General features: G+C 64.1%; 20 protein-coding genes. 2 read left to right on the top strand and 18 right to left on the bottom strand.

The window, feature by feature from the left end; translation table 11 throughout:
- Positions 1 to 123: 123 nt before the first annotated feature.
- Entirely contained in the window at positions 124 to 3,036 is a 2,913-nt protein-coding gene (locus H8A92_RS16060; RefSeq protein WP_229196684.1) for an EAL domain-containing protein, read from the bottom strand.
- 219 nt (positions 3,037 to 3,255) lie between these two features.
- On the opposite strand from H8A92_RS16060, the gene H8A92_RS16055 reads away from it, so the two are divergent.
- Positions 3,256 to 3,621: a methylamine utilization protein gene (locus tag H8A92_RS16055; RefSeq protein ID WP_229185755.1), complete on the top strand. Its 366-nt coding sequence runs from the start codon at positions 3,256 to 3,258 to the stop codon at positions 3,619 to 3,621.
- Between the two features lie 20 nt (positions 3,622 to 3,641).
- On the opposite strand, the gene H8A92_RS16050 is transcribed toward H8A92_RS16055, so the two are convergent.
- Positions 3,642 to 4,625 carry a hypothetical protein gene (locus tag H8A92_RS16050; protein WP_229196683.1) on the bottom strand — a complete coding sequence of 328 codons (984 nt, stop codon included), beginning with the start codon at positions 4,623 to 4,625 and terminating at the stop codon, positions 3,642 to 3,644.
- Positions 4,626 to 4,936: 311 nt separating this feature from the next.
- Here H8A92_RS16050 and H8A92_RS16045 point away from each other — a divergent pair, with 311 nt between their 5' ends.
- A complete protein-coding gene (locus tag H8A92_RS16045; protein WP_229196682.1) occupies positions 4,937 to 5,098 on the top strand; it encodes a hypothetical protein in 162 nt (53 codons plus the stop codon).
- A 93-nt stretch (positions 5,099 to 5,191) separates the two neighbouring features.
- Here the strand turns inward: H8A92_RS16045 and H8A92_RS16040 are convergent, their stop codons facing one another.
- The 16 genes from H8A92_RS16040 to H8A92_RS15965 form a co-directional block, all read right to left on the bottom strand.
- Positions 5,192 to 6,220, bottom strand: a complete 1,029-nt coding sequence (locus H8A92_RS16040) for a cytochrome-c peroxidase (RefSeq protein ID WP_229196681.1) — start codon at positions 6,218 to 6,220, stop codon at positions 5,192 to 5,194.
- Between the two features lie 188 nt (positions 6,221 to 6,408).
- Positions 6,409 to 8,070, bottom strand: a complete 1,662-nt coding sequence (locus H8A92_RS16035; protein ID WP_229196680.1) for a CHASE domain-containing protein — start codon at positions 8,068 to 8,070, stop codon at positions 6,409 to 6,411.
- A gap of 445 nt (positions 8,071 to 8,515) precedes the next feature.
- Positions 8,516 to 9,154, bottom strand: a complete 639-nt coding sequence (ureG, locus tag H8A92_RS16030; RefSeq protein WP_163158545.1) for an urease accessory protein UreG — start codon at positions 9,152 to 9,154, stop codon at positions 8,516 to 8,518.
- A gap of 203 nt (positions 9,155 to 9,357) precedes the next feature.
- On the bottom strand, positions 9,358 to 10,089 hold the full coding sequence (locus tag H8A92_RS16025; RefSeq protein WP_229196726.1) for an urease accessory protein UreF: 732 nt from the start codon (positions 10,087 to 10,089) through the stop codon (positions 9,358 to 9,360).
- Positions 10,070 to 10,711 (bottom strand): urease accessory protein UreE, encoded by a 642-nt coding sequence (locus H8A92_RS16020; protein ID WP_229196679.1) that lies wholly within the window; start codon positions 10,709 to 10,711, stop codon positions 10,070 to 10,072. Before H8A92_RS16020 ends, H8A92_RS16025 begins: the two co-directional genes overlap by 20 nt.
- An 8-nt stretch (positions 10,712 to 10,719) precedes the next feature.
- Positions 10,720 to 11,019: a putative quinol monooxygenase gene (locus H8A92_RS16015; protein WP_229196678.1), complete on the bottom strand. Its 300-nt coding sequence runs from the start codon at positions 11,017 to 11,019 to the stop codon at positions 10,720 to 10,722.
- 27 nt (positions 11,020 to 11,046) lie between these two features.
- On the bottom strand, positions 11,047 to 11,346 hold the full coding sequence (locus tag H8A92_RS16010; protein ID WP_229196677.1) for a putative quinol monooxygenase: 300 nt from the start codon (positions 11,344 to 11,346) through the stop codon (positions 11,047 to 11,049).
- 111 nt (positions 11,347 to 11,457) lie between these two features.
- Positions 11,458 to 13,173 (bottom strand): urease subunit alpha, encoded by a 1,716-nt coding sequence (gene ureC, locus H8A92_RS16005; protein ID WP_229196676.1) that lies wholly within the window; start codon positions 13,171 to 13,173, stop codon positions 11,458 to 11,460.
- Position 13,174: 1 nt separating this feature from the next.
- Positions 13,175 to 13,729 carry an HD domain-containing protein gene (locus H8A92_RS16000; RefSeq protein WP_229196675.1) on the bottom strand — a complete coding sequence of 185 codons (555 nt, stop codon included), beginning with the start codon at positions 13,727 to 13,729 and terminating at the stop codon, positions 13,175 to 13,177.
- 167 nt (positions 13,730 to 13,896) lie between these two features.
- A complete protein-coding gene (locus H8A92_RS15995; RefSeq protein ID WP_229196674.1) occupies positions 13,897 to 14,352 on the bottom strand; it encodes an endonuclease domain-containing protein in 456 nt (151 codons plus the stop codon).
- A gap of 112 nt (positions 14,353 to 14,464) precedes the next feature.
- Entirely contained in the window at positions 14,465 to 14,770 is a 306-nt protein-coding gene (locus H8A92_RS15990; protein ID WP_229196673.1) for an urease subunit beta, read from the bottom strand.
- Between the two features lie 9 nt (positions 14,771 to 14,779).
- On the bottom strand, positions 14,780 to 15,082 hold the full coding sequence (locus H8A92_RS15985) for an urease subunit gamma (RefSeq protein WP_050387204.1): 303 nt from the start codon (positions 15,080 to 15,082) through the stop codon (positions 14,780 to 14,782).
- Positions 15,083 to 15,128: 46 nt separating this feature from the next.
- Positions 15,129 to 15,965: an urease accessory protein UreD gene (locus H8A92_RS15980; protein ID WP_229196672.1), complete on the bottom strand. Its 837-nt coding sequence runs from the start codon at positions 15,963 to 15,965 to the stop codon at positions 15,129 to 15,131.
- Between the two features lie 50 nt (positions 15,966 to 16,015).
- Positions 16,016 to 16,711: an urea ABC transporter ATP-binding subunit UrtE gene (urtE, locus tag H8A92_RS15975; RefSeq protein ID WP_163162171.1), complete on the bottom strand. Its 696-nt coding sequence runs from the start codon at positions 16,709 to 16,711 to the stop codon at positions 16,016 to 16,018.
- 4 nt (positions 16,712 to 16,715) lie between these two features.
- Positions 16,716 to 17,477 (bottom strand): urea ABC transporter ATP-binding protein UrtD, encoded by a 762-nt coding sequence (gene urtD / locus H8A92_RS15970; RefSeq protein ID WP_229196671.1) that lies wholly within the window; start codon positions 17,475 to 17,477, stop codon positions 16,716 to 16,718.
- 4 nt (positions 17,478 to 17,481) lie between these two features.
- Positions 17,482 to 18,015, bottom strand: a 534-nt coding sequence (locus H8A92_RS15965; protein ID WP_420831328.1) for an ABC transporter permease subunit, incomplete at its 5' end; no start/stop codon positions are given.

The following is an 18,015-nucleotide window of genomic DNA, read 5'->3' as shown; positions in this document are numbered from 1 at the left end:
GAGAGAGCAAGAGCCCTCACCCGGATTGCACTGGACGATGCTTCGCATCGTCAGGCGCAATCCGACCTCTCCCCGCTGGGGAGAGGTGAACCGAGACCGCCAAGGCGATTCAATCAAAACGCTCTAACCCGCCATCGCCTTCTTGACGGCGGGCGGCTTGAAGCCGTTTCTCAGTTCGAGAATCTTGGCTGCGACTTCGGTCACCGGGACCGGATGACTGAACAGGAAGCCCTGGGCCTCGTTGCAGCCTTCGGCGCGCATGTGATCGAGCTGCTCGACGGTCTCGATACCCTCCGCGATCGTCGTCATGCCAAGGCTTCTGCCGAGACTGATGACGGCGCGGACGATCGATTTCGATCCATTGGTCGCGGTCGCGTCGCGCACGAAGGACTTGTCGATCTTGAGCTTGTCGAACGGGAAGCTCCGCAGATAGCTCAGCGAGGAATAGCCGGTACCGAAATCGTCCAGCGCGATGCGCAGTCCCTGCGCCTTCAGCTTGTGCAACGTTGCAAGGGTCTCGTTGCTGTTCGCGAGGAAGACGGACTCGGTGATTTCGAGCTCCAGCCGGCGCGGCGACAGCTTCGAGGCCTCGAGCGCGTTGACGACGACGTCGATGAAGTCGGGATCGCGAAACTGGACCGCGGAGACGTTGACCGCGAGCTTCATCTCGCTTGGCCAGCCGACGGCCTGCTCGCAGGCGCGATGGAGCACCCATTCGCCCAGCGGGCCGATCAGGCCGATCTCTTCGGCGATCGGGATGAACTGGTCCGGCGGCACCAGCCCGCGCTTGGGGTGGTGCCAGCGCAGCAACGCCTCGAACCCGCAGATGCGATCGAGATGGAGATCGTAAAGCGGTTGGTAGAACAACGAGAACTCGTCCTTGGACATCGCCTCGCGAAGGTCGAGCTCGATCGCCCGGCGCCGCTGCAGGCTGGCATCCATCGCAGGCTCGAAGAAGCGCCAGGTGCCCCGGCCCTCCATCTTGGCGCGGTACAGAGCGACGTCGGCGTTCTTCAGGAGCTTCTCGCCGGTGGTGCCGTCGCCCGGCGACATCGAAATGCCGACGCTGCATCCGACGACCACGCGATGCCCACTCAATTCATACGGAGCGCCGACGCATTCCACGATGCGGCGCGCGAGGCGTTCGGCCTCGTCTCCGCCCTGGACGCCACACTGGATGACCGCGAACTCGTCGCCGCCCAGACGCGCGACGGTGTCGACCTCACGAACGCAGGCGTTGAGTCGATCCGCGACCGCGCAAAGCAGCTCGTCGCCGACCGGATGGCCAAGCGTATCGTTGACCTGCTTGAAATTATCGAGATCGAGGCAGAACACCGCAAAGCCGGATCCGCGGCCGACCTGAGCGACCGCGAGCTCGATCCGTTCGGCCAGCAACGTCCGGTTCGGCAGCCTGGTCAAGGCATCATGCCGGGCCATGAACGCGATCTGCGACTCCGCCCGCTGCTGTTCGGTGACGTCCTCGCAGGTCACGAGCCAGCCGCCGTCGGTCGTCGGCCGCTGCGCGATGGCAATGATCCGGCCATCGCTGAGATGCTGCAGATAGGTGCCGCCCTCGTTCAGCGCCATCGACCGCTCGCGCTCCGCCAGCAGGTCGGCGACGGTCCGCTCGCCATGGTTGCCGGCGGCGACGCTGAGGCCGAGCACGTCCTCCATGGTCATGCCGGGAACCACGAGCTCCGGCGAGATATCGAAGATCTCGCAGAACCGGCGGTTGGCGACCTGGAGACGCGCCTCGCTGTTGTAGAGGCACAAGCCTTGCGACATGTGCGTGAGCGCAGCATCGAGCCGCAGATTGGTCTCGTGCAGCTCCGCCTTCTGCTGCTTCAGCGCGGAGATGTCGCTGTAGACGAGGACGACGCCGCCCTCCTGCGTCTCGCTCCGGCTGACCCGCAGCCAGCGCCCGTCCGAAAGCTGCGCTTCGCTCGCGAAGCCGTCGATGTCACCGTCGGCCGGCGCCAGCCGGGCGGCATCGAGCCGATCCGACTGCAGAAGCTGCGGCGAAAGGCGGATGAACTCACCGGCGCGCGAATTGGCCAGGGCAATCTGGCCGTCCGCATCGAGCAGCACGACACCCTCGCGCGACGTTTCGAGTGCATCGGAAAGCCGCGCCTGCGCGGAGCGACGTTGCGAGACCTCCTGATCGACCATCCGCCTGATGTTGTCGCGCATGGTTTCCATGGCGGTCAGGAGCGTCCCCAATTCGTCGGTGCCGCCCTTGGGGACGGTCGCATCGAGGTCGCCGCCGGCGATGCTGCGCGCAGCCCGGGATGCGATGGCGACGGGTCCGATGATGCGGCGCGCCAACAGCCACGAAAACAGGGCCGACAGGAACAGCGCGACGGTCAGTCCGGCCACGTTGAGCTGCAGGTCCCGCTTGATCGTCGAGAGCGCCTTTTGCCGGAACAGAAAGCCGTCGCCGGCGGTATAATTGACCAGCAGTTCGACCTGCTGGCTGACGATCTTGGAGTAGCGATCGACGTCGCCGACCGTCGCACCCGATGCACGCGGATCGGTCGCCGGATTTCCCTCGAGCGACAATCCGACCGCACGGCGATGCAGCGTCATCCAGGCGTCGGCGGCTTCCTGAACCTTGGCGGCGGCCTGTGCCGCCCGCGCGGACTGCGACCGGTCGGCTGCGATCGTCAGATCTTCCGAGAGCGTCTTCGCGAGCTTTTCAATCTGGCTGTCGAGGCCGGCGCGGATCTCCGGATCCGTGGTCAGCAGCCGCTGCGACGAGGCGACCCGCATCGAGGCGAAGTCTGCGCCGGCCGCACGGGCGTAATTGATCGACATCAGGGATTCGTCGAACGTCTTGGCCACCAGGTCGCCGGCATGGCTGATGCCAAGGATGGAGTATCCGCCGAGGGCGACGGCAACCGCGCTCATCGCAAGGCAAAAAATCAGAATCTGGGTGCGGATCGAACCCTTGGTCAGGGCAAGACGCGACAGGCCGCCGGTTGCGAACCGGAAGGCCGCACCGCCCTTTACCTTGAGGTTGCCCAATAGGCTATCCATGCCCGCGTTTCGCCGTAGTGCTCGATGTTCAAGCTACGCAGAAACGCGCAGCGCTGCGGAAAAATGACTGTCTGCTCAAAATTGGTTTAGTAGTGACTGCAACTCATGCTGAAATCGTTAAGATCAGCTGGCGATAATCGCCACTACAGGTAATCCGGGAGGCACGACTTGCGCCCTGGGTAGCCGATGTCGGGTGTTCGAGGTTCAACCGGGGGTCCCATGCAGTCAGGCTTGTTGCGCGCAGTGCGCCTCGGCCAGTTCGGTCGCGTGCCGTTTGTGGCCGCGATTGTCATGGGAGCGCTTGCCGGAGCCGCTCTGGGTGCGGCTCCCTATGTCATTTCGCAGAAGGACCGTGAATTCAAGCCCGCAGAAATCTCGATCAAGCGCGGTGAGGTTTTACGGTTCATTAACGATGACGGCGAACTGCTGCATCACGCTTATTTGAGCAGCGATACGTTCAGTTTCGACTCGGGCGACCAGCAGCCGGGCAGCAAGTTCGACGTCACATTTTCCGTGCCCGGCGACTTCACCGTGTTGTGCGGCATTCATCCGAAGATGAAGCTCGCCGTCCACGTCGCCAAATAGCTCCTTGAGGCAACGACGATCTACAGGACCGACGTCTTGAAGATCGCGGCGTGGCCGACATAGTAGACGAACAACGTCAGCGACAGCGCGGCACAGAGCGCGACCGGAGCAAGCCACGGGGCACGACGGTCGCGCGGCAGCACCTTGTCGTCGGCGACAATCGCAATCAGCACGGCGATGATCGCCGAGTGTCCTATCGTGTCGATCCTGCCGAATTCGAAGCACGCGCTGATGAACATCCCGGTCAGCACGGCAGCCGCGCAACGCCGGATCAGCGGCGTCCAGATCAAGGCGAAGGCGAGCACGAATTCCACCATGCCGGCGGCGCGCATGTAGAACTCATTGTCGAAGCCGAGGGTCATTCCGGCATGCTCGATCAGGAGCGGGAAGCTCCACTCCGGATAGGCCCATTTTTCGATCGAGGCCCACATCAACGTCACGGCAGCCGCGTAGCGCATCACGTCGATCGGCCGGATTCCGAACAGATCCCTGTTCAGGCCGATCAACGCAAAATAGGCGGCAACGCCGAGGAAAATCGGGTAATCCGCGAGATGGAAGACACCGTAGTCGCGGACGCCGATCCCGAACAGGATCGCCATGCCCACGGCCGACAGCGGCAGCGTGCGCCGCGACAGCATCCCGGCCGCGATCGCGAGCTGCAATGCGCCGACGAGCGGCGACGTCGTCTTCAACTCCGGCGTCAGCAGGATTCCACCGACCGCCCAGATCGAGATGAAGAAGAACCCGGCAACCGCGCGCATCATCAGTTCGGTGTGCGACCGCACCCCCGCGGTGATGCGGTCCATCACCCGGATCGTCGCATCGCCCAGCGACGTGGGCTCGACCAGGCAGCCCGCAAACAGCCAGAAGACGGCAACGCCGAGCAGCAGTTCAAAATCGAGGCAAAGGACGTTCTCGAGTCCGCGGGGCTGACCGGCGACATCGTACGCACAAAACCATTTGACATGTGCCTCGGCACTGCGCGCGGCTACGACGCAAAACAAAACCGCTGCAAGGCACGTGGCAAAAAAGGAGCGCACAGCCGATCGGGCATCGCGCTCCTGCCCATTAAACATTGAACCAACCGCCCACACACACTTAAGGACTTGTTTAACTTATATCAAATTTTAGGCTTTGCGCCTGCCTCGGACACCCGCTGGTTGCATTGTGGTTAATTGCGGCAGGCAGGCCCCAGCCCGTCCCTCAGTGCGGTCGTTTCCGGCCGGTTCCGTCGAATTTTAGCTAATTCCGGCACGGGGGCTCAATTCAACTGTCGTAGTGAAATCCGGACAAATCGGATCGGGAGGCCGGTTAAATGTTCGGAGTGTTGAGCGTCGTCAGTATCGGGGTGGGGTCGGCCCTCGCCTATGTGACAAAATCGTCGCCGTCGCGCACGGCGGCCCTCGAGACCTGCGCGGGTGCGCTCCTGCTCGTCGGGCTTGGCCTGCTGGGCGCCGCGCTGCCGCACCTCGCCTGAAGGCCCCTGCCCCTAGCGGTCCTTGTTTCGGATAGCCTTGTTTCAAATAGCCTTGTTTCGAACAGCCTTGTTTCGAATAGCCCTGCGCCGCGGTCAGCGCGGCAGCTTGGGGACCCCCGCCACCGGCGGCGCCGTCGCGGTCAAGGTTTGCAGGAAGGCGATCAGATCCTTCTTCTCGCCCGCGGTCAGCGACAACGGCTTGATGTCGGGCGACCGGCTCGGCCGCTCGATCCCGCCCTTGTTGTACAGCTCGATGACATCTTCCAGCGTTGCGACCGATCCGTCGTGCATGTAGGGCGCACGGCGCGCGACGTCGCGCAATGTCGGGGTCTTGAACGCATATTTCAGCTTCGCCGAGGTCGGAAAGAAACGACCGCGCCCGATGTCGTGGCCCTTGGCGGTGCCGATATCCTGAAAGGATCCGTCGGAGAAGGACGGACCACTGTGGCAGGACGAACAGCGTCCCTTGCCGTTGAAAAGTTCAAAGCCGTGCTGGGCTGAAGCGCTGATGGCGCTTTCGTCGCCCTTGATCCAGCGGTCGAACGGCGCTTCGCCGGCAACGATGGAGCGCTCGAAGGTCGCCAGCGACTGTTCGATCCTCGGCCGCGTGATCGCGCCGTCTCCGAAGGCGTGGGAGAACGCGTCGACATAGCCGGGGATCGCCGCAAGTCGCGCGATCAATTCCGGCTCGGTCATGTTCAGGTTCATCGGGCTGAGGATCGGCCCGAACGCAACGGATTCCAGATCCCTGAACTTGCCGTCCCACCCCAGCGGCTCGAAGAAAGCCACGTCGATCAGGGTCGGCGAGCGGATCGGCAAGCCCTTCGGATCCTCACCGATGGCGCGCGGAAGGCCGTCGGCCCAGGACAGGCTCGGCTTGTGGCAGCTCGCGCAGGAATGCGTCTTCGACCGCGACAGCAGCGGTTCGAAGAACAGCATCCGACCAAGCGCGGATTTCGCCTCCGAATAGGGATTGCTGCTCGGGAAGGGAACGATGTCGAGCCTGCGATAGCTTGCACGAATAGCCGCAGGGTCGCGCGGCTCCGTCGCCGGAGTCAGGGCAAGCGACAGCCCTACCGGCAAAACTGCCGCGAGCAAGGTCAGGCTGACCCAAAGCCTCATCGGGGTCCTCAAGCGGTATCCTGCTCGGTATATGCCGAAGCATGTTCAACGAAGTTTTAACGCTCGGTTGCGGGATATTACGGATGCCGGGTGTCGGTCCCGGAACGTTGCCGGCGTATTCCCATCAGCGTGAATACGATCAATCCGTGCAGCGGTGGAGCCGCACAATCTGTGGCGGTCGCGCGCGGCTACTTCTTCACCGGACGCAGCGGCGCGGAGAACTGCTCGGTGCGATCGCGCTCGGTCATGTCGACCACGGTGTCCATCGGCGCGGTCAACTCGTAGACATAGGAGACGTCGGTGAAGTAGCGCTTCGCAGCGCCGCCCAGCGCCTCGGGCGCGACACGGTCGAGCAGGATCAGGCCGAAGTCGCTGTCGGCCCGCCGCGTCGCCTGGCTGGTGTTGAACTCCTCCCAGCGGAAATTGAAGACCGCGTCCGCATCCTCGCCGACGACCTCCCAGTTCGCGACGATGTGCGGATGCTTGCCTACCAGCGACAACCCTTCGTCGGAGTGCGAGGCGAGCTCGAAGAACAGCAGCGACAGCGATTGCGCGGCACGGGCACTGACGGTGATATCAGGGCCGTTCACCGCGATCCGGTCGGCATGCGGGATCGCGCGCGATTCGAACAGGCCCTTCAGCTTGACGCCCTGCCACTGGCTCTCGCTGAGCAGCGTGACGACGTTCGACATCGCGTGGATGCGCCCGATCAGGAGCTCGCGCGCGCCGTCGATATCGGCGCCATGCCTCAGCGTGCGGGTCACGATCGACTGGATCACCGCGAGGATGTTCTTGACCCGATGGTTGAGCTCGTCGATCACCGCGGTCAGCCGACGCTCGAAACCGATCCGGACCTCGATCTCGCGGCTGAGACGCAAATTGTTGTAGGCGACATAGCCGAACAGGCCGCAGACGATGCCGGTCAGCGCGAGGCCGATCGCCGCGACGATGGTTGCGGTCTGCTGCGCACGTACTGTGGCGTTGCTCTTGGCGTAATAGTCGAGCGACCAGTCGCGGCCGCCGAACGTCACGGTGCGAACCATCGACGGCAGCGGTCCGTCCTGGCGCACCGCACGTGAGGTGACGATGCCCTGTTCGTTGGAGGTGAACTCGTCGTTGGAATCGCGCGGATCCTTCAGCGCCACCGCAAACAGCGAGGAATCGTCGTTGGTCAGCATCAGCGACGACAGCTCATAGGAGAACGTGATGAAGCCGGCCGGCTCGGAGGCCCCTTCCTGGAACACCGGCGCGGCGAGCACGACGCCGACCGGGCCGTTCTGCCGCAGCAGCGGTACCGGGTCCGAGGCCACCGGCTTGGCGTTGGCCATCGCCTTCGCCAGCATCGGGCCGACCACCGAGTGGCGGTCGAAGGCGCGGCCCGGGATGCTCAGGGTCTCCGGATTGCGCGGCTCGACGTCCATCAGCACGTTGATCGGCTTGTCGAGCGCCTTGATGTCGAGCGCCTGGTCGTCGAAATCGCGGATCGAGGGATTGGTGAAGCCGGCGGCTTTCAGCTCCGCCTCCGCCGCCGTCAGCTCGTTCGGCTTGAGCCGCGCGATCCAGGCGGCGACGACGAAATCGGTCTTGAAGGCATAGATCGCCGAGCGCAGCGGCTGCAGCATGTTGGCCTTCACCATCGACGGCGTCCGAAACAGGCCCGAGGCCACCCGCGCCAGCAGCTCGCGCTCGGTCAGGCGGTCCTGCACCAGGCTGGCATGGACGTCGATCGCCCGCGCCAGCGCGATACCGTCGATGGCGAGCTCCTGATCGTGCACCCGATAGGCGGCAAGACCGGAGAGCAGGACTCCGATCAGCGCAATCAAGGCAACGATGAAGCCCAGTCGAACCACACGCTTACTCGGCAATCAGGGGGTGGCGAAAGGGGACTGAAGGCATCTGGCTTCTGCGGGGGCGGCGATAGATCAGGGTGCGAAGAACGCCAGCCGCACAGGAATATGGAATAGCGATCATCGGTACGCAACAGGAGCCGGTCGGCAACATTAACGACGACGCCACCCGGCGGTCTTTGGCGGCGCCAAAGGTTGCTAATCGTCAAAGTTGGAAATTGTTCCGGCCATTGGGCAGCTTTTTGCGGCGGGGTACTGCCGCCCCGTCATCCCCGCGCAAAGGCTTCGCCTTTGTCGCTGGAGGTGCGAGCACTTGCGAGCCTCGAAGGATGCACGGCCACAATCGGGCCGTCGCCCCTTCGAGACGCGCTACGCGCTCCTCAGGGTGACGGGACGGGCTGCTGGCGCTGGCAGCTCCGCCACAATGATTAACGACTGGCCCGCGCCGTCAGCCTGCCTTGCCGGCGGCCTGCGGCCGAAGGCCGCCCTTGGTCTCGATGAAGCTGATGATGCGGTCGAGGCCGTCGCTCTTCTTCAGGTTGGTCATCACGAAGGGCCGCTCGCCGCGCATCCTTCTGGCGTCGGTGTCCATCTTCTCAAGCGACGCACCGACATGGGGCGCGAGGTCGATCTTGTTGATCACCAGAAGGTCGGATCGCGTGATGCCGGGGCCGCCCTTGGAGGGAATCTTGTCGCCGGCAGCAACGTCGATGACGTAGATCGTGAGATCCGCCAGCTCCGGCGAGAACGTCGCCGCCAGATTGTCGCCGCCGGATTCGATCAGGACCAGATCGAGATCGGGGAATTTCGCCCGCATGTCGGCGACCGCCGCGAGGTTCATCGAGGCATCCTCGCGGATCGCGGTGTGCGGACAGCCGCCGGTCTCGACACCCGCGATGCGGTCCGGCGTCAGCGAGCCCGAGCGCACCAGAAACTCCGCATCCCATTTGGTGTAGATGTCGTTGGTGATCGCCGCGATGTCGTAGCGCTCGCGCATCGACTTGCAGAGCAGGTCCATCAGCGCGGTCTTGCCGGAGCCGACCGGACCGCCGACGCCGACACGGAGTGGGCCATGAGAAGTGGGCATGTGATGTGCTCTCTATGTTATCGTCGTCCCGGCCTAGTGCGCAATTGCGCACGGGGGCCGGGACCCATTACCACCGAATTGAATTCTTGCGAGAGGCTGGAGCCCCAGCGTTGCACAATCACAGAGACTTGTGGTTATGGGTCCCGGCCTTCGCCGGGACGACGGTTGAGGACGCAGGGACGACGGGTGGAGAGTGTCGCGCATCATGACCTAAACAACCTCGTATATTGCGTCTCGTGACGCAGGCTCGCGAGATCCGCCCGAAAGGTCGCGCTGCCGAGCTGGTCGAGCGAGGCCGCGTTGGCCCGCCCTGCGGTCGCGGCAACGACCGGCTCGAGATCGGCCAGCACGCGCTGGCTGTCGGTTTGCCCGAGCGGGATCAGCCGGGCGCCTGCCGAAATCCAGTTCGAGAGCACGGCATGCAGGAAGGCATGCAGCGACGGCGCGAGCCGAATGCCATGCGCGGCGCTGACGATGCCGACCGCGACTGGATAGACGATCGGTCCGTCGCAGGCCGCGACCATCGCGTCGAGGCCGGGTGAATTCCAGGCGGCACGAGCAATCTCGATGAAGGCGCGCCCCTGCGTCGTGGTCTCGAGCTGCCGCTCGCGCGACGGCACGAAGGCGGCTGCAAGCTCGGTGATCTCCTTCAACCCAGCAGGATCAGACGCCGCGCGAAAACTCTGCGCGAGAAACACGGCGTCGCAAAATCCGCTGCCGTCGGTGAGCATCGCGGCGAGCCAGCCGCGCAACGATGCGGCATCGGTGATGTCACCGGCCTCGACCGCCCATTCGATTCCGCTGGAATAGGCGAACGCGCCGACCGGAAAGGACGGCGACAGCCACGTCATCAACCGGTACAGCGCGGCCGCCTCGTCCTCCTCCATCCCGCCGCGCACTGCAGCGGGATCGGGCTCATTTGTGGTCATGAGCATGGGAGTGGTCGTGGTGATGATGAGCGTGGTCGCAGTGCTCATCATGATGATGGTCGTGGTCATGCCCGTGATCATGATGGTGACCATCACCGTGGTGATGTCCATCACCGTGGTGGTGACCATGATCGTGCGCATGGCCATGGGCACGATCGTGCCCGGTGTGACCATGCGCGGGTGCGTCGGCATGCGCATGCTCGGCATAGGCACCGCCCTCGGGATCGAACGGAGCCTCGATCTCGATGACACGGGCCCCTAGCCCCTTCACCATCGCCTCGATCACGTGATCCCTGCGGATGCGCAGGCCCTTAGGCATGATCTGCGTCGGCAGATGGCGGTTACCGAGATGCCAGGCGACCCGGATCAGATGATGCGGATCGCTGCCGCGGATCTCCGCGAGCGGTTCGGGCGCTGCGACCACCTCGACGAGGCGGCCGTCCTCCAGCACCAGCGCATCGCCGCCGCGCAATGCGACGGCGTTCTCGAGATCGAGCAGGAACTCGAGCCCGCGCGTCCCGGTCATCGCCATCCGCCGCCGGTGCCGGTCGTCGAAATCGAGCACGACGGTGTCGGCTGCCGCTTCCGTCCAGCGATGCTGCCCCAGAACCTTGGTTGCGCGGATCATCGATTGCCTCAGAGCTTCTGAACCTTGGCGTCGCTGATGATCTCGATCATCGTCGGGCCCGTCTTCATGTCGGCGGAATATTCGCGCCACACCTTCATGTGCGGCGCCTTGCTGTGCGCGGTCAGGTCGTCGCGGGTTTCCCAGCGTTCGACCACCACGTACAGATTGGGATCGTTGACGCTGACATGCCCCTCATAGGAGAGGCAGCCCTTCTCCTTGTGGGTCTCGACGATGCACGCCTTGTGTCCCTTGATGAAGGCGTCCTTGTTTTCCGGCTTCATCGGCGTGGTGGCGATGACATAGATCATGATGTTTCTCCCATTCTTGTTGTTGTTTTAGCGGACGTCGACCTTCTCGGGCGTGATCACCTCGATCTTCGGCGGCGCCGCCATGCACTTCACCGCGACCCGGCCGAACGTCTTCATGTGCTCGGCGGTGCGATGCGGCACCAGCGCGTCGGCATTTTCCCACTGCTCGACGAACACCATCTTGGCCTGATCGGTGACACTCTCATGCAGGTCGTAGGCGATGTTGCCGGGCTCCTTCCGGGTTTCCTTGATGCAGGCCGTCGCCGCAGCGATGAATTCGGCACGGGTCTCGGGCTTGATGGTCAGCGTGGCAACGACGTAAATCACGGAAATTCCTCCCGGTTTTCTCTTTTGGCTCAAGTCTTGTTTTGACGCGTTTTCTTTCTGCGAACCGGAAATCCACTTCGCTCGAAAACGCTCTGGTTACCGGGACGGGTTTTAGAACATAAAATAGCGCTGTGCCATGGGCAGCACCTCGGCCGGCGCGCAGGTCAGGAGCTCGCCGTCTGCGCGGACCTCATAGGTCTCGGGATCGACCTCGATCTCTGGCGTCGCATCGTTGTGGATCATGCTCTTCTTGGAGATTTTTCCACGGGTGTTCTGCACCGCATAGAGCTTCTTGCTGATCCCGAGCTTGCGGGCGAGGCCGCCGGTGACCGCAGCCTTCGAGGTGAACACCACGGAGGATGCCGTCAGCGACTTGCCGAAAGCGGCGAACATCGGTTGGTAATGCACCGGCTGCGGCGTCGGGATCGAGGCGTTCGGATCGCCCATCGGCGCCGCCACGATCGAGCCGCCCTTGATGATGCAGTCCGGCTTGACGCCGAAGAACGCCGGCGACCACAGCACGAGGTCGGCCATCTTGCCCTTCTCGACCGAGCCGATCAGCTTCGACACGCCATGCGCGATCGCGGGGTTGATGGTGTATTTGGCGATGTAGCGCTTGACGCGGAAATTGTCGTTGGCGTTGCCCTTGTCCTGCGGCAGCGCGCCGCGCTGCTTCTTCATCTTGTCGGCGGTCTGCCAGGTGCGGATGATCACCTCGCCGAGCCGGCCCATCGCCTGCGAATCCGACGACATCATCGAGAGCGCGCCGAGATCATGCAGGATATCCTCGGCCGCGATGGTCTCCTTGCGGATCCGGCTTTCGGCGAAGGCGAGGTCTTCGGCGATCGAGGGATCGAGATGATGGCACACCATCAGCATGTCGAGATGCTCGTCGATGGTGTTGCGGGTGAACGGCCGGGTCGGGTTGGTGGAGGACGGCAGCACGTTCTTGAGCCCGGCAATCTTGATGATATCAGGCGCGTGGCCGCCGCCGGCGCCTTCGGTGTGGAAGGCATGGATGGTGCGGCCCTTGAACGCCTTCACGGTGTCCTCGACGAAGCCGGACTCGTTCAGCGTATCCGAATGCAGCATCACCTGGACGTCGTAGTCGTCGGCCACCGACAGGCAGGTGTCGATCGCAGACGGCGTGGTGCCCCAATCCTCATGCAGCTTCAGCGCGCAGGCGCCGGCCTTGATCATCTCGACCAGCGCCGCCGGACGCGACGCATTGCCCTTGCCGGAAATGCCGAGATTGACCGGGAAGGCGTCGAACGACTGGATCATTCGCCCCATGTGCCAGGGGCCGGGCGTGCAGGTGGTGGCGAAGGTGCCGTGCGAGGGCCCTGTGCCGCCGCCCAGCATCGACGTGACGCCCGCCATCAGCGCGTGCTCGATCTGCTGCGGGCAGATGAAATGGATGTGGCTGTCGAAGCCGCCCGCGGTAAGGATCTTGCCCTCGCCCGCGATCACATCGGTACCGGGGCCAATGATGATGGTGACGTTGGGCTGGATGTCGGGATTGCCGGCCTTGCCGATCGCAACGATCATGCCCTCCTTGATCGCGACGTCAGCCTTCACGATACCCCAGTGATCGACGATCAGCGCATTGGTGATCACGGTATCGGCCGCGCCCTGCGCGTTCGTCACCTGCGACTGCCCCATGCCGTCGCGGATCACCTTGCCGCCGCCGAACTTCACTTCCTCGCCATAGGTGGTGAGATCCTTCTCGACCTCGATGATCAAATCGGTGTCGGCGAGCCGCACCTTGTCGCCTGTGGTCGGACCGAACATGTCGGCATAGACGGAACGCTTGATCTTCACAGACATATCAGCCCCCAGTTTCAGCCAGCGCGGCCCTGGCGCGCGCAATGGTGTCATCGAAAATACGGTCAAGCCGCGGATTGATTCCCCGGCAACCGGCAACGACCTTCTCCGCCCAGGCCGCATAGTCGGCGAGATCGTCGCGCTCATCCTTGCTTGGATGCGGCACGATCCGGGCACCGATATTGCTGACCTTGTCGGCGGTCTTGATCAGTCTTGCGTCGGGCGATTTGTGCGGAGCGTCCTCGATCTGCCTCTGCCGGCGGACGGCTTTCGGCAGGCTCATGTCGTCGGTGCATTCGACCACCAGCGAGGCAACGCGTTCGCTGAATTTTTGCGCGAGCTCTTCGCGCGTGGTCTCGGTGTCCTCGATGGTGTCGTGGAGCCACCCGGCAGCAATCAGCTCGGCATCGGCGCCATCAGTCACCTGCGCGAGCAGGTTCGCGACCTCGGCTAGATGGTTGATATAGGGCTCACTCCCCCGCCCCTTGCGCGCCATCCCATTGTGACGGCGCGCAGCAAGCTCGGCGGCTTCGGAGACAAGGCGGAGCGCGGGGAGCATCGACTACGAGGCCTCCTCTTGACCGCAACCGCAATCGGCGCGGAATCGAAAAACGACTTCGATTAGCGCCCGGGGCTTACCCCTCTCCCCAACCCTCCCCCGCAAGGGGGGAGGGAGCCTGACTGACGTGCTCACCTCACTTTGCCTTAAAGCTCTACCACACAGCATTACAGCTTCTCCGCTCCATCGACGTCAGACGTGAGGGAAGCACTGGTGGCCGGGTTCCCTCCCCCCTTGCGGGGGAGGGTTAGGGAGAGGGGTGTCGCTTGCTCCGCAGCTTCCGCGATGCTCAGAGCGACTCCTTCAAGATCCTTCAGCACGTCGTCGTTGGTGAAACGGAGAACACGATAACCGCGTGACTTCAGCCAGGCATCCCGTCGTTCATCGTGACGGATACGCTCCTCGAAATCATGGCTCTCGCCGTCGACCTCAACGATGAGCTTGCAGGAATGAGCGATGAAATCGGCGATGTAGCTGCCAATCGGCGCCTGCCGACGAAAGTTGAGACCGGCGAGACGATCGGCTTTCAAATGACGCCACAGCAAGGTCTCCGCGCGCGTCATGGTGCGGCGGAGTTGCTTGGCGCGATCGCGCTGGATGTCGCTCACTTGAGTGTGCGGCATACCCCTCTCCCGAGTGCAATATCCAGCGACGGAGTTCGGGGCTTACCCCTCTCTCCAACCCTCCCCCGCAAGGGGGGAGGGAGCCCCTCCGTAGTGCTCACCTCACGATCCGTCACAGCTTCCCCTTCACCTCGGCGCGAAAACCGTAGATCACGCGTTTGCCGGCGAGTGCGACGAGCTGGACGTCGCGGGTCTGGCCGGGCTCGAAGCGGACGGCGGTGCCGGCGGCGATGTCGAGGCGCATGCCGCGGGCGCGTCTGCGGTCGAATTTCAGCGCCGGGTTGGTCTCGAAGAAATGGTAGTGCGAGCCGACCTGGATCGGCCGGTCGCCGGTGTTGGCGACCGACAGCGTCACGGTCTTGCGGCCGGCATTGAGCTCGATCTCGCCGTCCTTGATGAAGAGTTCGCCGGGGATCATGTCGCGCTCCTATCGGATCGGCTCGTGGACGGTAACGAGCTTGGTGCCGTCGGGGAATGTCGCCTCAACCTGGATGTCGTGGATCATCTCCGGGATGCCATCCATCACCTGCGCGCGGGTCAGGACCTTGGCGCCGGCCTGCATCAGCTCGGCTACCGTGCGGCCGTCGCGCGCGCCCTCGACGATGAAGTCGGTGATCAGCGCAATGGCCTCGGGATGGTTCAGCTTGACGCCACGCTCGAGCCGGCGGCGCGCCACCATGGCGGCCATCGAAACCAAGAGCTTGTCCTTTTCGCGGGGAGACAAATTCATGCGAGCACTCTGATCGTTCTAAAAGGATTAGTTGAGCCACAGGCCTTTAGTTGAGCCACAGCCGCGGCAGCGGGACGATGGAGGCGCGGCCGAGCACCGTCATCATGTCGGCGCGCAGCCGGGCCGCATCTTGGGCACAGAAGCGCGCTATTGCAAAGCCATTCCATGCTGAGATGCCGACCTCGCCGCCGAAGCTTTCCGACGCCTCGCGGATGCGCTCGACCAAGGCTTCGTCGCCCGGCACGATCAGCGCCGTGCCGATCGCGCAGCCGCCATTTGCAATCGCGGGTCTCGCGAGCTTCTCGCCGATCTCGCCGTCGAGCCTGATCGTTTCGGCAAACACCAGCCTGCCGCCGCGCCGCATCCGCCAGCGGTCGACGAATTCGCCATGGCGCATGGTCTCGCCCATCGCGGCGCGGCCGAACACCACGATTTCGCAGAGTAGCAGTGAGGCGCCCTCGGCAAGGTCGATGTCGAAAGTGCGGTGGATGCGCGCGCGGTCGAACAGGATGGTTTCCTGCGGCAGCCAGGAGAGATGCGCGCCCGCGGCAACGTTCAGCGAGATATCAAGCCGCGCCGCGGCGCCAGGGGCGCGATAGACCTTCTCGGCGGCCGCCGTGGTCAGCGTCAGGCGGGCGCCCTCACCGGCCGTGATCGCGACCTCGAAGCGGTCGCCCCCGGCAATGCCGCCGGCGGTGTTGACGAACATGGCCGAGAGCCCGTCATCCTCCGGTGACGGGAAGCGGACACGCAAGGAGCCCGACTCATGCAGGTCGCCGCGGCGGGTGGCGCCGTCTTTGCGATGCACCTCGAACCTCGCAGCACCCTGGGCGCGGTTCGCCGCAAACGTCGCCGCCGCCGCGCCTGCGATCCCGGTCCGCATTCCCCCGACGCTCCCTTGCGCACGCCGCGAGAGGCGGCGTCACTTCCTGTTTACAGCGCCATCTGGCGGCTGATCTCGGCGGGATCGAGGTTCGCGCGGTCGCAGGCATATTTCACCGCACCCCGGTCCATCACGGCAAAACTGTCGCCGAGTTCGCAGGCAAAGTCGAGATATTGTTCGACCAGCACGATGGCGATGTTGCCGAGGTTGCGCAGATAGGAAATGGCGCGGCCGATATCCTTGATGATCGAGGGCTGGATGCCCTCGGTCGGCTCGTCGAGCAGCAGGAGCTTCGGACGCATCACCAGCGCGCGGCCGATCGCAAGCTGTTGCTGCTGGCCGCCGGAGAGGTCGCCGCCGCGGCGGCCCAGCATGGTTTCCAGCACCGGAAACAGCGAGAACACGTCATTGGGAATGTTGCGGTCCTCGCGCTTCAGCGGACCGAAGCCGGTCTTCAAATTCTCTTCCACCGTCAGCAGCGGGAAGATCTCGCGGCCCTGCGGCACGAAGCCGATGCCGCGCCGCGCCCGCTCATAGGGTTTCAGCGCGGTGATGTCCTTGCCGTCGAAATTGATCGCGCCGGAGGCGATCGGATACTGGCCGACCATGGCGCGCAGCAGCGAGGTCTTGCCGACGCCGTTGCGGCCGAGCACGCAGGTGACCTTGCCCGGCTCGGCAGTCAGCGACACGCCGCGCAGCGCCTGCGCCGCGCCGTAATAGAGATTGATGTTGTCGACCTTCAGCATCGCGCTAGCGCCCCAGATACACTTCAACCACCCGCTCGTTCGACGACACCTGGTCGATCGAGCCTTCGGCAAGCACCGACCCCTCGTGCAGACATGTCACCTTGACGCCGAGCTCGCGCACGAAGGTCATGTCGTGCTCGACCACCATGATGGTGTGGTTCCTGTTGATCTCCTTCAGCAGCTCCGCCGTCAGATGGGTCTCGACATCGGTCATCCCCGCGACCGGCTCGTCGACCAGCAGCACCTTCGGATCCTGCGCCAGCAGCATGCCGATCTCGAGCCACTGCTTCTGGCCGTGCGACAGGCTGCCGGCAAGGCGGTGGCGCGCATCGGTCAGGCGGATGGTCTCCAGCACCTTGTCGATCCGCTCGGACTCGGCCTTGCTGCCGCGCCAGAACAGCGTGCCGCGCACGGAATGATCGACGTTGAGCGCGAGCAGCAGGTTGTCCTGCACGGTCTGGCTCTCGAACACGGTCGGCTTCTGGAATTTGCGGCCGATGCCGAGCTCGGCGATGCGGGTCTCGTCGAGCCGGGTCAGGTCGACGGTGCCGTCGAACAGCACGGTGCCCTCGTCCGGTTTGGTCTTGCCGGTGATGATGTCCATCATCGTGGTCTTGCCGGCGCCGTTCGGGCCGATGATGGCGCGCATCTCGCCGGGCGCGAGCGTCAGCGACAGATTGTTGATGGCGTGGAAGCCGTCGAACGAGACGTGGACGCCGTCGAGATAGAGCATGGCCGAGGTGGCGCGGGTATCCATGACGTTCATCTGCCTACTCCGCCATCTTCGCAGCGCTGATACCGTCTTCGCGCGCGGCACTTGCCTCGTCGGCTGCGATGCCCGTGCTGCGCCGCGGCTCCCACCAGCTGTTGAAGGTGCCGACGATGCCCTTGGGCAACAGCAGCGTGACCAGGATGAACAGCGCGCCCAGCATGAACAGCCAGTACGGCGCGAGCGGCCCGGAGGTAAAGAACGTCTTGGCGTAGTTGACGACGACGGCGCCGAGCGCGGCACCGATCAGGGTGCCGCGGCCGCCGACCGCCACCCAGATCACCGCCTCGATCGAGTTGGCCGGCGCGAACTCGCTCGGATTGATGATGCCGACCTGCGGCACATAGAGCGCCCCGGCGACGCCGGCCATGCAGGCCGACAGCGTGAACACGAACAGCTTGTAGGATTCGACGCGATAGCCGAGGAAGCGGGTCCGGCTCTCGGCGTCGCGTACCGCGATCAGCACCTTGCCGAGCTTCGAGCTCACGATCGCGCGGCAGATCAGGAACGCGATGATCAGCGCCAGGCAGCTCAG

It is taken from the genome of Bradyrhizobium acaciae (assembly GCF_020889785.1).
Classification (GTDB): Bacteria; Pseudomonadota; Alphaproteobacteria; order Rhizobiales; family Xanthobacteraceae; genus Bradyrhizobium; species Bradyrhizobium acaciae.
Note: the sequence above shows the minus strand (reverse complement) of the source record. Positions and strands in the feature narration are given on the sequence as shown.